The sequence below is a fragment of the Brevibacillus humidisoli genome (genome assembly GCF_020923435.1).
Lineage (GTDB): Bacteria > Bacillota > Bacilli > Brevibacillales > Brevibacillaceae > Brevibacillus_E > Brevibacillus_E humidisoli.
Window position 1 is genome coordinate 2,940,491 of the sequence record NZ_CP087263.1, and the last position, 15,704, is coordinate 2,956,194.

Here is a 15,704-nt window from a genome sequence, read left to right on the forward strand (position 1 = left end):
ATGGTGGGGAAACATGGAATGATACAACTTGGCGGGAATAATGTCCAGGCCGATTCCTTGCTGAAAGAGCAGCAATGGACGGAAGCCCAGGTGGAAACGATCGAGAAGATGGCGGCAAGTAATGAAGTTTTCTCCTACCCAGACCAAACAGCCCTGCAGTTCGAACTGACACTGCGCCAATACATTGTCCAAGCAGCGAAAGCTCTCAATGCCAGCGGCGTCTCATTTGCCACCTTCAAAAAGTCGCGTTGTAATGAGAAGTACTGGAACCTGACCGATTTCGGCGGCTTTCGCATCCGTGACGGCGTCTTTCCATCTGACGGCATCCAGGATATCTATCGCAATGGACGTCTATATGCTTTTGAATGTGCGACCGCTATGGTTATCGTGTATTATCGAGCCGTACTAGCCGCGATTAAGCTGCCTGACTTCAACCGATTGTTTGCCAACATGCTGCTCTACGACTGGCACTACGACCAGGACCTCGGCTTGTCCTCGCGAACCGGAACCGTCATGCTGCCAGGCGACGTGGTCTATTTCAAAAACCCGGACTATCACCCGGACACTCCCCAATGGCAGGGAGAAAACGCGATCGTGTTGAGCAACGGTCAATACTACGGACACGGGATCGGCATTACCGATGCAAGCCGGATGATCCGTGTACTAAACAGCCTGCGGAAACCAGATGCTGCCCGATCCGCTTATTTGACCGATACCGTCGCGCGACCCGGATTTGCCTATCTGCAGCAGTTTAAGCGAAATACACTTTCGTTCGATGCATTTGCCAACCGACGGACTGGAGTTGACCGGCTGGCGGGGTGGATTGGTTCGAGGTATTACGAGGTGTAGCGGATCTCTACAGGGGCCGCTTAGTGGTGTGCTCCCAGATTTCCCCTTCTTTATTGCCTGGTGATGATGTAACGCAGTGTCATTATTGACGCTGCTCTCGTTGAGCGGCCTCATGATCATTGAATTGGTCCGCCCCTACCTGAACGCACAGCTGCCATTGATCCTGCAGGAGAGCCACAACCTTGCGTCGATGGCCTAGATTCGGTTTACGGTTAGTGTTGTCGGCAACATAATCGAAGCGATCTTGTGGGGGCTGATTCTGTTGGCGATTTTCGGCTGGCGGTGATAAGGATCACCTTTACATATATTACCTCATAATTCCCTCTTGCATTTCCTTATCCCAATATGCTACAATCACTTTTGTCGGCAGTCAGGAGGCAGTCAAAACAATACGGGGCATTAGCTCAGCTGGGAGAGCGCTACACTGGCAGTGTAGAGGTCAGCGGTTCGATCCCGCTATGCTCCACCATACTTAAAAAGGATTAGGACTGTTCAATATGAACAGTCCTTTTTTATAACCTACCTAATCTCTCCAACTCCTCCTAAAATAATATTGGTATACCAACAGGATCAAGGCATGAAGAATGGCAAGGACAAGAAAGATGTTGCTGTAAATAGCACCAGCCGAATACATATTGGCAGGATTCCAATGAGTGACTTGATCAAAATCAACCAGTTTTCCGTAAATTCCGGTTGCTATTCCCCCCGCAATAAAGTTCATCATGCTCAAGAGCCCCATTCCCACGCCACTCTGTTCCTTCGTTAGCGTTCTTGAGACCGAGTTAGACATTGCAATCATCATAAAGGTTTGCCCTACATTGCCAAGAATTAAAAAGATGGCAATGTATGCTGCAGCTATGCCGGTGAAAGTGGAAAGCAGGATAAAACAGCTGAATAATAGCCCAGAAGCTAGAAAAAACAAATAGGAGTTGCCTTTCGAGTCCGCGAGTTTTCCTCCTTTTCTGCCTAAAATGGCTGATGCTGCAGCGCCCGGGACAAGCGCAAACCCGATCCAACTGGCGGGAAGCACGTTGACATGGGCTAACAGCAGCGGGCTTAGAAAATAAAGGGAGAAGCCGATCCCACTTATCAGGAAGGTGATGATCAATCCTAGGGTATAGGTCTTGTTTTTAAACAGCCCTGGCGGAAAGAAGGGGAAGGAAGTCAAATGTATTCTGGCGATGAACAACAGCAAACTGACCAATCCCCCCAAAGCGAACCATATCGTTTCATATGTTACGCTCAACAGCAATAAAGTCACCGCAGCAGCAAGTAAACTACCTCCTAACCAATCCATTTTTCCTGGAGATCCTTGATCATCCCCCAAATAGCGTCGATAAAAAGGAAGTGTGAGCAAGATGAAAAGAGGAATGCCAAACAACCATCTCCAGTGCATGACACTTAGTATCAATGCCGATAAGACAGGCCCGAGCGCACTGCCTAGAGCTAACCCAACGAATGCAGTACCCATAGCCGAGCCGCGGCGTTCAGGGGGAAAGTAGCGGAGCGGAATCAGCATAGCGCTGGCAGGAATACTTGCCGCTCCAACTGCCTGCATACATCTTCCCAAGAGGACCATCCAGAAGGTCTGAGCGGCCAAACCGAGCAACGAGCCGAGTGCAAAAAGAATCACTCCAAACGTCAATAGATCTTTGAGTTTGTATCGGTCCGCCAGTTTTCCATAAACGACTGTGCCGATCCCATAAATCAGCGCGTATGCGGATGTCACCCAACTGACTTGAGCATTGTTAAGTAAAAATTCCTCGCTAATTTGCGGAAGGACTAGGTTAAACATCAGTACACTCATCGCGGACAAAGCCAATGTGAACATGACGATGTACATCAGTTTCTCTCCGATTCGTTTCTGTAAAGCGGCATCCATAAACTCTCTTCCTCCCTGTTATGTCTGTCACTAATGACTGACATATCGTTTGAAAATAATCAGGGCAATAATGCCCTAGTGAAAATCTCCACTTCCTCTTCGATAAACCTATCGAATGAAATATTTTGTAGCATGGAATCTCCGTTCATTCTGCCCATAGCCGCACCGTAATTCATATAAATGAACGCCAGGGCTTTCGTTTCCGGATCGGTCCGAATGATTTTCCCCATATTTTCCATTTGCTTAAAGTAATCGGTCAACAAAGTCTTCAATTGCTGCGGATGTTTATGTGTTTTTTCGCGAAACCCCGGGAGGTTGCCGCCGTCTTTCGCTGCAATCATGATTAATTTTCGATTTTGGTACATGATTCGGTGATAGCTTTGGGTAATCATGAGTAGATCCGCGCGGAGATCCCATTGAATGTTTGACTCGAACAGGTTTTTCATTTCTTCAGCATAATGAAACCGATTAAAAGCCGACTCCAACAAGTTCTGCTTGCTTTTAAAATGTCTGAACAAAGTTTTTTCGCTATATCCGGCCTTCTCTGCAATCTGCTGCGTTGTTACTCCGTTGTAGCCACTTTCCGCCATGAGGTCGATAGCAGCAATCATAATCTTTTCGGAAGTGTCCATTTTTTTGTTCTCAAACATGCAAAAACCCCAATCTTAAAATGTCTGTCAGTAATGACTGACACAAATATAAATGACATTTTTCGTTTTGTCACATTGACACAACATACGGGCATTGCTATAAAAAAAGTGAGCAGCACTCTGATGCCCTGAGTGCTTACGGATCGTTTGCCCGATCCCCTCCGGTTGGAGCGCTATTTTTTTAGAGAGGTGAACAGAGACGATGGAAAAGAAGCAGTTCCAAGCCGAATCCAAGCGGCTGTTGGAAATGATGGTCAACTCCATTTATTCACAAAAAGAAATCTTCCTGCGGGAGTTGATCTCCAATGCCAGTGATGCCATCGACAAGATCTACTACAAGGCATTGACGGACAACAATCTGGTCTTTAACAAAGACAGCTACTACATCAAGGTGACTCCTGACAAGGATCAGCGGACATTGACGATTCGCGATACGGGTATCGGCATGACCAAGGAAGAGCTTGAGGAACATCTAGGGGTGATTGCCAAGAGCGGCTCGCTTGCTTTTAAAAAAGAAGTAGACGTGACGGACGGCCACAATCTGATCGGTCAGTTTGGTGTCGGCTTCTACTCTGCGTTTATGGTTGCCGATGTGGTGACGGTGATCAGCAAATCCATTTACAGCGACCAAGCATACAAATGGGTGTCCGCTGGCGCTGACGGCTATACGATAGAGCCGTGTGAGAAAGAAACAGTGGGGACCGACATCATCCTGAAGATCAAAGAAAATGTGGAGGATGAAAGCTTCGATGAGTTTTTGGACGAATATCGCCTAAAAGCCATTATTAAAAAATACTCCGATTTTATCCGCTATCCAATCAAGATGGACATCACCACCTCACGATTGAAAGAAGGCAGTGACACCGAGTACGAGGAGTATCAGGAAGAACAGATCGTCAACAGCATGGTACCGATCTGGCGGAAAAATAAAAGCGAATTAACAGACGAAGATTACCACAAGTTTTATACGGAAAAACGCTACGGGTACGACAAGCCGCTCCAACATATCCATATCAACGCAGATGGAGCGATTGTCTACCAAGCCATCCTCTATATCCCGGAGACCATCCCGTTTGACTATTACTCCAAGGAATATGAAAAGGGACTAGAATTGTATGTGAATGGCGTGCTGATCATGAACAAGTGCGCCGAACTGCTCCCCGATCATTTTAGTTTTGTCAAAGGTATGGTAGATTCAGAAAGCTTGTCTCTCAACATTTCCAGGGAGATTTTGCAGCAAGACCGCCAATTGAAGCTGATCGCAAAGAACATTGCCAGCAAAATCAAAAGCCAACTGCAAAGCATGTTAAAGAATGATCGAGAAAAATACGAACAGTTCTACAACGCTTTTGGCAGACAATTAAAGTTTGGCGTCTACAACGATTTCGGCATGCATAAGGACGCTCTGCAAGACTTGCTGATGTTCTACTCCTCCATGGAGAAAAAGCTGGTTACGCTAGACGAATACGTATCGAGAATGCCAGAGGATCAAAAGTACATCTACTATGCTTCCGGGGAATCGGTGGAACGAATCAGCAAGTTGCCGCAGATCGAGCTCGTCACGGAAAAAGGCTATGAAATCCTCTATCTCACGGAGGATATCGACGAGTTTGCGATCAAGATGCTGCAGAACTACAAAGAGAAAGAATTCCGGTCCGTATCCAGCGGCGACCTGGGCATTGACACAGATGAGGCTAAGAGCGATACCGATGCCGACGACAACGAGAACAAGACGCTGTTCGATTATATGACGAGCCAGTTGTCTGGAAAAGTGACAAAAGTAAAAGCCTCCAAAAGATTGAAGACGCATCCCGTCTGTTTGTCCACTGAGGGTGAACTCACGATTGAGATGGAAAAGGTATTGAACTCGATGCCCAATGCATCCGGCGTGAAGGCGGACAAGGTGTTGGAGATCAATGTTGATCACAGCGTATTTCGTTCGCTAAAAGAAGCGTTTGAAACAGACAAGGAGAAACTGAATCTGTACACCGCCCTGCTGTATAACCAAGCCTGCTTGATCGAAGGACTGCCGATCGAAGATCCTGTAGAATTTACCAACGATATCTGCAAAATCATGGTGTGACGATAATGCCCTCCGACCCTTGCCTGACAAGGTGGAGGGCAATCTTTTTATATTCGGCATGCTGCAGTCAACCACGCTTGTTTGTATTGGCTATAACACGAAAAGAGGGATTCTCTGCATCCCTTTGCCTTAACAAAGCACTTCAACCAAAAATCCCCCAGGCGCTTCAACATAAAAGGTATAACCATGTGAATGTACGGGTGGTTTTACATCATACCCATCCTCTTTTAAGCGCTGATTGATTTTGTTCACTTCCTCTTCACTCTTCTGGGGAAAGCCAATATGGAAGGTTTTTGGATACTTCACTTCGCTCCCTCTCATTAAGGTCAGTACAAAACCATCGTCATCAAACAGGACCGCAAAGCCATCTCCGCGCTGCGCTCCACACGTTAAACCAAAATAGGATTCAAAAGAAATTCCGAGTAGCCGGGACATCCGGAACGGTTAAATTGAGATGATTCAGTTTCATTATCCCACCCTTTTCTCACCTATTAGATAACAACAGGACTGGAGGCGATTCAAGCAAAGAATCAGGAAGAAAGCGTCGCCAGAGCGTTCTCCCCGTCCAACGGATCGGCGTAGTATGCGATGATCGCCTCTCGGAACTTACGCGCGGCCAAAGATAGATAGCGCTTATCATGCCAGAAGATCTTGAAATCCCGCTTGCATACCGGATATTCGATGGGTATCGTCGTCAACTCGGACTTTGGATCTCTTCCGCAGCTTCCGATCAGCGCAATCCCCAGTCCAGCCTGAACCAGTTTGGCGACCGCAGACGGCTCGTCGACCCGGCAGATGAATTTAGGGGCGATGCCTGCTTCCCGGAAGAAAGCATCGTTCATGCGTTGGAAGACAAACTCTTCTTTGTAGCCGATAAAAGGCTCATCAGTGATTTCCTTCAGCGAAACGCTCTGCCGTCCGGCCAGCCGGTGCCCGGCAGAGACTGCGAGATACACATCCTCTCTCAGAACGGAAGCAGAACGAATCCACTGCCCTTCCAGAGGCATCGCGGAAAAGCAAAAGTCTACTTCTCCAGAGTCGATCAAACGGGTCATTTCTTCCGTCGGAGCTTGCGTGATCCGAATGTTCACGTCGGGATATCGGGACACAAAGGCGCCAAGCGGTTCCGTCAGCCGATCTAATGTCGGAGCGGCGAGATGAATGCTGCCGTGGTCCATGCCTGCCAGGTCGACCACCTCTCTTCTCCCCTCCTCCAGTAGGTTCAACGCTGCATTCACCTTGTCCAGGAACGCTTTTCCATACGTATTGAGACGGATCTGCCGTCCTTGCCGATCGAACAAGGGGACGCCCAGATCCTCTTCCAATCTGGAAATCGTCTTACTCAGAGCAGGCTGTGCGATGCGAAGCTCCTGCGCGGCTCTGGTCATGTGCTCGTGCTTTGCGACCGTTCGAAAATAATGAAGCTGAAGCAATTCCATCGCTGTCTGCCTCCATTCATATACTTAAAGGAATAAGCTATATTGAATAAGATATATTTTTATTTATGTTATCACGATTATAAAATAGAGGCTGCAAGGAAGACAATTGCTGCACTGGAAATTAGGAGGTTCTTACAATGGATGATTCCATACCGCAACAGAACGGAGAAAAATTGATTCTCGTTCTCGCCTTTACCCTCGCTGTCTCCTTCATGAGCGCGACGATGTTCAATATTGTATTGACCGAGATCCGTTCGGAGTTTCACTTAACCTTCGCGCAAGTTAGTTGGGTATCCACCGTCTATCTGTTGATCTACGCGATCGGAACGGTGCTGTACGGCAAATTGGCCGACAGCTTCAAGCTGAAAAATCTGGTTACATTCGGGCTTTGCTTTTTTGCCGCAGGTTCCCTCGTCGGATTGATCGCGCAAGCGTATTGGATGGTTTTATTGGGAAGAATCTTGCAGGCGTCGGGAGCCGCGGTCGTCCCGGCCATTGCTTCCATCATTCCTGTCCGCTATTTCCCGCCGGAAAGACGCGGACATGCGATCGGAATCTCGATGACCGGACTATCGATCGGCAACGTGCTCGGTCCGGTCGTTGCCTCTGGCGTCGTAAGCATCCTTGATTGGAGATGGTTGTTCTGCATGCCTTTATTTACTTTATTCACGTTGAATCAGCTTGACCCGGGGCTGGTCGGCTTCGTCATGGTACCGGCAGCGTTGGCGTCTGCGCTGTTGGGGAAGAAGGCGGGCAAGTGGGCCGATGCCAAAGGCAATTCCTTTCTCGTCTACACCTCTTTCATATTGCTGTTCGCTTGCTTTGTTTTCTTGTCGACGTTTGCAGGTGCTTCGCCATGGTTCGTAATGTGCTTCCTTGTGATCGGCATCGTCGGTCAGACATTCATGTTCATCGCTTTATCCAATACAATCTCGCAGACGCTACCGAAAGAGCAAGTCGGGATCGGGATGGGACTTCTTTCCATGTTGAACTTTCTGGCCGGCGCCATCTCCGCAAGCGTATACGGCAGGATCATTGATCTAGATACTGTGGCCCATTGGAATCCGATGAACACAAGCCCGGTAGCAACCGTCTATAGCAATCTGTACCTGGTTCTGGCAGTCGTGCCAGTTGTGATTGTATTGCTTTATTATTCAAGATTCGGAAAGCGTACTGCAGAGAAACTAGCAAAGCAAGCGATAACGAAGGAAATGTAGCAGGTGCCGCGCCGCCAAGACGAATCGTAAAGGGAAGCCACGGGCAGCAGGCAATCAGGCATTTCGTGCTTATGAAAGAAATCTATGTTGACATGATCATCATAATGCAATACAATTTCTACTAATTTCATACCCAAATGTTACGATTAGAAGTAGTAGAAGTGAAGAGATCTTCCAGAGAGCCGTTGGTTGGTGTGAAACGGCAGTATCGCTCATTTCGAACTCGTCTATGAACAGCTGCCCGACAACGTAGGGTAAGCCGGAATTCCACCGTTACAAGGATAGATGGTGATGGCCATCGAATGAGCTCATTTCAATTGAAATGAAGTAGAGTGGTACCGCGGGGAATAACCTCGTCTCTAGATAGAGACGAGGTTTTTTTGATTAAAGTCCGGGTTTAATCAGCCCCGCTTGACATATAGATATTCAGGTTTTCTGAGGAGGAAATGGAGATGAAACGTCATATACTCGTATTGGACACCACCTTGCGTGACGGAGAGCAGGTACCGGGTGCCAAACTGAATGTGCAACAGAAAGTAGAATTTGCACAGCAATTGAAGCGTCTGCAAGTGGATATGATTGAAGCCGGTTTCCCTGCCTCTTCTCAGGGCGATTTTCAAGCAGTGCAGGAGATTGCCCGCAGCGTAGGGGATGCTGTCTCGATTACCGCTCTCGCCCGTGCGGTGAAAAGCGACATCGACGCTGTCTATGAAAGCATCAAGATCGCACAAGATCCGTTTATTCATATCGTGCTCGGCACCTCCAACATTCACGTGGACAAAAAGTTTAACCGGTCTAAGGAAGCGGTTCTGCAGATGGGTGTTGACGCGGTCAAATACGCTAAATCTCTGCTTCCCCGCGTGCAGTACTCTACGGAGGATGCTTCACGTTCGGAATTTGAGTATTTGTGGCAAACGATTGAAGCTGTCGTCAAAGCAGGGGCTACGATCATCAATGTACCCGATACAGTCGGTTATGCGATACCGGAAGAGTTCGGCGATCTGATCCGCAGAATTAATGAACGCTTAAAAAATCTAAACGAGGACGTAATCTTGAGTGTTCACTGTCACAATGACCTCGGACTGGCAACGGCCAATACGCTCGCCGCAATAAAAAATGGAGCCGATAAAGTTGAGTGTACCATCAATGGATTAGGCGAACGGGCCGGCAACACTTCACTGGAAGAAGTGGTGATGGGACTCAAAGTAAGGGAGAATTCTTACCACTGTTCGACAAAGATCAAGACGACTGAGTTAATGAGGACCTCCCGACTGCTCACCTATCTAACGGGACTGGATGTGCAGGTGAATAAAGCGATTACGGGTGAAAACGCCTTTGCACATTCTTCCGGAATCCATCAGGATGGACTGTTGAAGGATAAGCAGGTGTATGAGATTCTATCGCCAGAGGAGGTCGGGGCAGAAAGTATGGAACTGATTCTAACGGCACGCTCCGGCCGCCACGCCTTTAGAAATGCCGTTGAGAAAATTGGTTTTGAAACAAGCGATTCGGCTGATTTTGAGGCGTTGTTCGAAAAATTCCTTGCCCTTGCCGATGCGAAAAAAGAGGTCTATGATCACGATGTCTATTACCTCGTAGCCAATCACCGCACACATGAAGCGGCGAGCGGCCATCTGTACGAATTGATTTCTTTCCAAGTGGTAACCAATGATCTGTATCCGACAGCGACCGTCAAAATGAACAAAGGAACAGAAGTCTTTAAAGGCAGCGCGGTTGGCGACGGACCGATCGATGCCCTTTATAGCGTGATCAAATCATTGGTGGGTCTGGATGTCCAGTTGAAAGATTACAAAATCAACAGCTTGTCCAGAGGAAAAGAAGCCATTGGGCGTGTCAATATCCGTATTGAGCATCACGGCAAAACTTACGCTGGGCGAGCCATGGACACGGATATCATCAAAGCGAGCGCAATGGCTTTCCTGAATGGCATTAATGCCGCATTATTAGATACAGCAAACGAATGTCCAAATCCGTTGAAGCGGTAAAAGTTAGAAGTACGGTTGAGATGATCGGATGACGCAATCAGCCAAGGGCTTGTCTTACGTATACAATAGAACATACTGTTGCTTGCACCGACCAAATTCGTGGTGCAAGCAACAACTTTGGGAGAGCGTTTGCCTTCCTATTCTCTACATTTTTTTATGACCCCCACATTTGGATTTACAGAGTGCCGTTGACAAGGAAAAGTCTAAGCATTAGAATGAGTTTGAATTCTGGCATTGTCTAAAAATTCATATCCGGAATAGGTGCATGATAAAACGCTTGCCGTTTTATCGGCTTAATTGGGAAGCCGGTTCGAATCCGGCACGGACCCGCCACTGTGTTGGGTATCAGCATGATGTGCTGACAACTTTCAGGAAAACCACTGGGCTTGTGCCTGGGAAGGTCTGAAAGGGATGCCCTCAGTCAGGAGACCAGCCTATTTTACGATCACTGTTGACCTACGGGATATTAGGGAAGGTGGTTGGTATGCTGATGACCATTTGGATGGACAAACACCTGATGTGAGTCCTCTCTCCATAACAGGTCTTGTTTCGCATGTGGTTTGACCAAGCATTTCTGACCTCTTACACCTGGCAGGAATGCTTTTTTTGTTTGCAAAAAGGAAAAAGGAGAATTCGTAATGAGAAAAAGCAGGAATACACAGCATGCATTCGTTACCTGGATAACTGCCTTCGTGTTGGTGCTGTCGTTGGTCGGATGCTCCACTCCGACGAAACAGACAATCGGGCAGGGCAGCAACCCAGAACCTTCAGCAGATCCGACTCCTGCCAAAACCTTGACGATGGCTTTCAGTTGGAAACCAGCTAGCCTGGACCCACATGGCAGTGATGGCTGGGAGGTCTTGCGGTCTGGTGCTGGGGAAACCTTGATCAAGCTAAATGAACAATTGAAGCCGACACCTTGGTTAGCCAAGGAGTGGAAACAAGAAGATGAAACGACATGGATCGTAACGCTAGAGGAAAACGTCCATTTTCATAACGGAAAGAAAATGGATGCGCCCAGTGTGAAAAACTCCCTGCTGCGGTCCATGACGAATGATCCAACCGTAAAGGATCTGCTGCAAGTAAAGTCAATCGAAGTACTGGCTGCGAATCAATTGAAAATCGTGACCGAGAAGCCAAACGCAGCCTTGATCGCCCATTTGGCATCCCCCTCCGCTATCATTGTTGACACAGAAACGATTGATCAGAAGGACAGCTATCCTGCTCTGACAGGCCCTTTTCAATTCAAGCAATTCAACGAAGACGAGTCGCTTGTCCTAGAGCGATATGAGGACTACTGGGGAGAAAAAGCACGCTTGTCAGAAGTGACGATTCGATTCATCGCTGATGGCAATACGAGAGTCATGGCCCTGCAGTCAAGGGATGTCGATGCCGCGGTCGATATCCCGATTGACTCGATCGAACTCCTGAAGCAGGATCAAAACATCGACGTATTAACCGCTCCCTCCCTGCGCACACACATGCTGATGTTTCATATGAAGTCTCCTTTTTTTGCAGAACTGGCTCATCGAAAAGTGGTCAACATGTCCATCCCCCGAGCAGAGATGGTCAACTCGATCATGAGAGGCGAAGCTGCGGAAGCGAACAGTCCCTTTCCAGACGTCCTGCCATTTGGCAAGATCCAAAAAGAGAGAGAAACACAGACGGTCGACCAATTGATGAAGCAAGGCGGCTGGGAGAAAAACAGAGAAGGTATCTGGGAAAAACAAGGGAAACCATTTGAAGTGAAACTGGTGACGTTTCCGCAACGGCCCGAATTAACGGTCATGGCGGAGATCATTCAAAATGAATTGTTGAAAGCGGGCATCCTGGTCCATATTCGGCAAGTAGAGAATATCGATGAAACTTTGGAAAAGGAAGATTGGGATCTGTCCATGTACAGCATGTTAACGGCCCACACCGGCGATCCGCAGTACTTTTTAAACATTTTCTATCGCTCTACGAGCCTCTCCAATATGAGCCGCTACGTCTCGCCTGTTTTGGACAGCATGCTGGATCAGCTGAACCAAACAACCGATCAAGCGAAGCGCAATCAATTGGCTGTAAACATCCAAAAGCAGATTCAGCAGGATCTCCCCCAAGCGTTTATCGTTCATCCCAACACGATTTTTGCAGTCAGACGTGGCGTGAAAGGCTTCACTCCCCATCCGGTTGAGTTTTACTACATCGATGCCCGCCTCGACGTGAATGAGTGAGAGCGGGATGATTCACTTCTGGGCAAGGCATATCGCGCAGTTGCTATTTGTGATCGCTTTTGTCTCCAGCCTTACTTTTTTCTTGTTGCGGTTATCTCCCGGCGATCCCGCCTACCTTTTGCTCACAACGACTGGCGTTCCTGTGTCCGAAGATGCATTGGAGCACGTGCGCAAAGAATTGGGATTAACCGATTCGCTCGGCAGTCAATATGTACAGTGGATGACGGATGTGTTTACCTGGCAATGGGGTACGTCTTACGTTTCTCGGGAACCTGTGTTGGAAGAACTGCTCAAACGGCTGCCGGCCACGATTGAACTAGCCGCGGCCGGACTGCTGGTGATGATGTCGGTCACGTTGGTTGTCGGGATCTCTACAGCGATTTACGCTCGTGGCTGGCTGGACCGCTTGGGCAGAGCGCTCGCTCTGTTAGGCTCTTCCCTGCCTTCCTTCTGGCTTGGCTTCTTGCTCATTTATGTCTGTTCCGTCCAGTACGGCTGGCTGCCCTCCATGGGGCGCGGCACCTGGAAACATCTCGTTTTGCCAGCTTTGACACTTGGGCTGGGATTGGGTACAGTGTACGCCCGCCTGTTGCGATCCAATATGTTGGCGATGATGAAACAACGTTTTGTCATTGCGTCAAAGGCACGGGGCTTTTCAAACAGCCGCATTTTTCTATCCCAAGTCTTCCGACATGCCATTCTGCCCATTGTGAATATGGCAGGGACGAGCTTCGCATTTATGTTGGGCGGCAGTGTCATCGTGGAGTCGATCTTTTCCTGGCCAGGCATCGGGCAATACGTGATGAAGGCGATTTCGCTTCGGGATTATCCGGTCATTCAAGGCTATGTGATTTTCGCTTCGATCTTATTCGTGATCATTCATCTAGTCGTTGATTTTATTTCTGTGCTTGTTGACCCGCGACTACGGGTTCGATAGGAGGAGGTAACCCATTTCATGCGTTTCATGAGCAACGACTTGGCTGGCATAGATAAGGGCTTTTTGACAGGCGTTGGCTTGCTTTTTCTGATCATGTTGATCGGTGCTTTCGCGCCGTCGATTTCTCCGCACGATCCCTTGGCGATTCAACTGTCCAATCGGTTATCTCCTCCCTCCTGGGACTTCCCGTTTGGCACAGATCACTTGGGACGCTGCGTGTTCTCCCGGATCTTGTACGGGATCCGAATCAGCGTGACGTCCGCGTTTTTGATCATGCTCCTCACCTTGCTGATTAGTCTTCCCATCGGGCTGATGACAGGGTTCCTGCGCGGACGTGCCGATCGTTTTTTGATGCGGATGATCGACAGTACCCTGGCGATTCCCGATATTGTGCTGACGATCGCCATTGTCGGTCTTTTAGGGCCTAGTCTTGTACATCTGATTTTGGCTATCATCATGGTGCGCTGGGCGAGTTATGTTCGATTGATACGCAGCCTTGTGCAGAAAGTGTGCCAGGAAGAGTACATCCTGTCAGCGCGGATGGCGGGGAATTCGCGCCTGCGGATCATGTGGCGTTATATTCTTCCGCAAATTGCTTCGCCAATCGGCATTTTTGGGGCATTGGATATGGGCCGAATCGTCCTGATGATGGCCGGACTTTCTTTTTTGGGATTAGGCCCTCAGCCGCCTACGCCAGAATGGGGGGTCATGCTGCATGACGCCACAGCATATTTTCAATTAGCTCCCCATGTGATGATTTTTCCGGGATTGGCCATTTTGCTCTTTGTTTTGTGCTGCCAATTCATCAGTGAACGGTATCGAAAAAGCGAACCCGCCGATATCGCAAGAGGTGTGACATGAGGACCATGCCTCCATCTTTGTTGTGTGTTGAACAGTTGGAAATCTCCTGCCAGGAAGATGGAAAGTGGACGCCAATTGTCCAAGATGTTTCGTTTCAGTTGTATCCGGGAGAGATGGTCACACTTACTGGCCCCAGTGGGTGTGGGAAAAGCTTGACCGCACATGCCATCGTTGGATTGTTGGAAGCGGGATGGAGAGTGACCAATGGTCGTATCCGTTATCAGGATAAACAGATTCTCGATCTTGACAGCAGGGGCAGGCAGAAGCTTCGACGCGAAGAAATTGGCTTGCTGATACAGGATTCCTTACATGGGTTAAACCCTATTCAGACTGTCAAAAAGCAGATGGTAGAAACGCTCCTGCAACAGAAGAGAAAGATCAGCAAAAAAGAACGGGACATATACTTGCATTCGCTGTTGCTGCAGGTTGGCTTTCGCGACCCTGCTTCTGTTTTGGCTTCCTATCCCTTTGAATTAAGCGGGGGGATGCGCCAACGCGTGTTGCTGGCGATGATGGTTAGTTTGCATCCCAAGATTCTCATTGCGGATGAGCCGACAACCGCGCTGGATATGATCAATCGAGAAAAGGTTTTATCCCTTCTGAAAAGGCTGCAGCACGATTTGGGCTTGACGGTTTTGCTGATTTCCCACGACCAGCAAAGTGTGCAGAGGTTTGCCGATCGCATCATTCGAATGGAGCGAGGTGGAATGGTTCGATGATTTTGCTAGAGCTGCGCAACGTAACAAAAGAATATCCAGTACGTACAAGAAGACCGTGGTTTCGGTCACATCCGACTCTGCAAGCAGTCAAACAGGTAAACCTGGCGCTGAAAAAAGGTGAAAGCCTGGGGTTGGTGGGAGAAAGCGGGAGCGGGAAAAGTACGCTAGCCAAGCTGATCATGAACCTGGAACCTGTCACATCCGGCGAGATCCTTCTGGATGGACAAGCGCTGACCAAAAGGCGCCTCAAGGAACGCCAGATTTACAAGCGGATGCAGCTGGTGCTGCAAGATTCCTCTGCTTCGCTCTATCCCAACATGCGCGTGGGTGAGCTTCTGGAAGAGCCGATTCGCAATTTTTTCCCCGAAGCAGCCAATTGGGAGGCACGCTGTAGAGAACTGCTGGATTTGGTAGAGCTTGATCATTCCTTTTTAACCAGATATCCAGACCAATTAAGCGGGGGGCAGAAGCAACGCGTCTGCATGGCGAAAGCCCTCGCCGTGCATCCGGAGTTGATTATCTTTGACGAATCGATCGCCAGCCTGGACCAACCAGCGCAAGCCTCGATCACCCGTATGCTCAAGCGCATCCAAGAAACAGAGCAGATCGCTTATCTGTTCATCACGCATGATTTGCAATCTGCCCTGCAATTATGTGACCGCATCACGGTCATGTATCAAGGAGAACTCGTAGAAACGTTTATTCAGGGCGAGGTTCATCAACTCCGCCATCCCTATTCGCAGCTGCTGTTTCAAACTCTCGATCTTGTTTCGTCCGCCGGTGAACAAGAAGATGCGCGGCAGCCGCAGCCGGTTCACATCGACGTGGCGGGGGTACGTTGAAGT

General features: G+C 48.6%; 13 protein-coding genes, 1 tRNA gene, 1 pseudogene, 1 riboswitch and 1 other annotated feature. Of the genes and pseudogenes, 11 read left to right on the top strand and 4 right to left on the bottom strand.

What is annotated here, in order from left to right:
• The first annotated feature begins 18 nt into the window (after positions 1-18).
• The 3 genes from LOK74_RS14525 (at position 19) to LOK74_RS14530 (ending at position 1,318) form a co-directional block, all read left to right on the top strand.
• Complete coding sequence (locus tag LOK74_RS14525; RefSeq protein WP_230042753.1) at positions 19-849, top strand: protein-glutamine gamma-glutamyltransferase; 831 nt, start codon at positions 19-21, stop codon at positions 847-849.
• Positions 850-925: 76 nt separating this feature from the next.
• Positions 926-1,048 (top strand): hypothetical protein, encoded by a 123-nt coding sequence (locus tag LOK74_RS24080; RefSeq protein ID WP_255679456.1) that lies wholly within the window; start codon positions 926-928, stop codon positions 1,046-1,048.
• 194 nt (positions 1,049-1,242) lie between these two features.
• Positions 1,243-1,318, top strand: a tRNA-Ala gene (locus LOK74_RS14530).
• A 54-nt stretch (positions 1,319-1,372) separates the two neighbouring features.
• On the opposite strand, the gene LOK74_RS14535 is transcribed toward LOK74_RS14530, so the two are convergent.
• Positions 1,373-2,731, bottom strand: coding sequence for an MFS transporter (locus LOK74_RS14535; protein WP_230042754.1), 1,359 nt, complete (start codon positions 2,729-2,731; stop codon positions 1,373-1,375).
• Positions 2,732-2,790: 59 nt separating this feature from the next.
• Positions 2,791-3,381: a TetR/AcrR family transcriptional regulator gene (locus tag LOK74_RS14540; RefSeq protein ID WP_230042755.1), complete on the bottom strand. Its 591-nt coding sequence runs from the start codon at positions 3,379-3,381 to the stop codon at positions 2,791-2,793.
• 202 nt (positions 3,382-3,583) lie between these two features.
• On the opposite strand from LOK74_RS14540, the gene htpG reads away from it, so the two are divergent.
• Positions 3,584-5,464: a molecular chaperone HtpG gene (gene htpG, locus LOK74_RS14545; protein WP_230042756.1), complete on the top strand. Its 1,881-nt coding sequence runs from the start codon at positions 3,584-3,586 to the stop codon at positions 5,462-5,464.
• Positions 5,465-5,593: 129 nt separating this feature from the next.
• Here htpG and LOK74_RS14550 read toward each other — a convergent pair.
• Both LOK74_RS14550 and LOK74_RS14555 read right to left on the bottom strand, forming a co-directional pair.
• Positions 5,594-5,933: pseudogene (locus LOK74_RS14550) on the bottom strand (VOC family protein).
• Positions 5,934-5,994: 61 nt separating this feature from the next.
• On the bottom strand, positions 5,995-6,903 hold the full coding sequence (locus LOK74_RS14555; protein ID WP_230042757.1) for a LysR family transcriptional regulator: 909 nt from the start codon (positions 6,901-6,903) through the stop codon (positions 5,995-5,997).
• A 137-nt stretch (positions 6,904-7,040) separates the two neighbouring features.
• Here LOK74_RS14555 and LOK74_RS14560 point away from each other — a divergent pair, with 137 nt between their 5' ends.
• The 7 genes from LOK74_RS14560 to LOK74_RS14590 all read left to right on the top strand — a co-directional run bounded on the left by LOK74_RS14560 (position 7,041) and on the right by LOK74_RS14590 (position 15,701).
• Positions 7,041-8,120 carry an MFS transporter gene (locus LOK74_RS14560; protein ID WP_230042758.1) on the top strand — a complete coding sequence of 360 codons (1,080 nt, stop codon included), beginning with the start codon at positions 7,041-7,043 and terminating at the stop codon, positions 8,118-8,120.
• 133 nt (positions 8,121-8,253) lie between these two features.
• Positions 8,254-8,484: a binding site (T-box leader), on the top strand.
• 88 nt (positions 8,485-8,572) lie between these two features.
• Entirely contained in the window at positions 8,573-10,126 is a 1,554-nt protein-coding gene (locus LOK74_RS14565) for a 2-isopropylmalate synthase (RefSeq protein WP_230042759.1), read from the top strand.
• Between the two features lie 242 nt (positions 10,127-10,368).
• Positions 10,369-10,578: riboswitch (cobalamin riboswitch) on the top strand.
• A 186-nt stretch (positions 10,579-10,764) separates the two neighbouring features.
• Positions 10,765-12,342, top strand: coding sequence for an ABC transporter substrate-binding protein (locus LOK74_RS14570; RefSeq protein WP_230042760.1), 1,578 nt, complete (start codon positions 10,765-10,767; stop codon positions 12,340-12,342).
• Positions 12,343-12,349: 7 nt separating this feature from the next.
• Positions 12,350-13,279: a nickel ABC transporter permease gene (gene nikB / locus LOK74_RS14575; protein WP_230042761.1), complete on the top strand. Its 930-nt coding sequence runs from the start codon at positions 12,350-12,352 to the stop codon at positions 13,277-13,279.
• Between the two features lie 27 nt (positions 13,280-13,306).
• A complete protein-coding gene (gene nikC, locus LOK74_RS14580) occupies positions 13,307-14,140 on the top strand; it encodes a nickel transporter permease (protein WP_230047012.1) in 834 nt (277 codons plus the stop codon).
• Positions 14,137-14,859 carry an ATP-binding cassette domain-containing protein gene (locus LOK74_RS14585; protein ID WP_230042762.1) on the top strand — a complete coding sequence of 241 codons (723 nt, stop codon included), beginning with the start codon at positions 14,137-14,139 and terminating at the stop codon, positions 14,857-14,859. Before nikC ends, LOK74_RS14585 begins: the two co-directional genes overlap by 4 nt.
• Positions 14,856-15,701 (top strand): ABC transporter ATP-binding protein, encoded by an 846-nt coding sequence (locus LOK74_RS14590; RefSeq protein WP_230042763.1) that lies wholly within the window; start codon positions 14,856-14,858, stop codon positions 15,699-15,701. Before LOK74_RS14585 ends, LOK74_RS14590 begins: the two co-directional genes overlap by 4 nt.
• Positions 15,702-15,704: the final 3 nt, after the last annotated feature.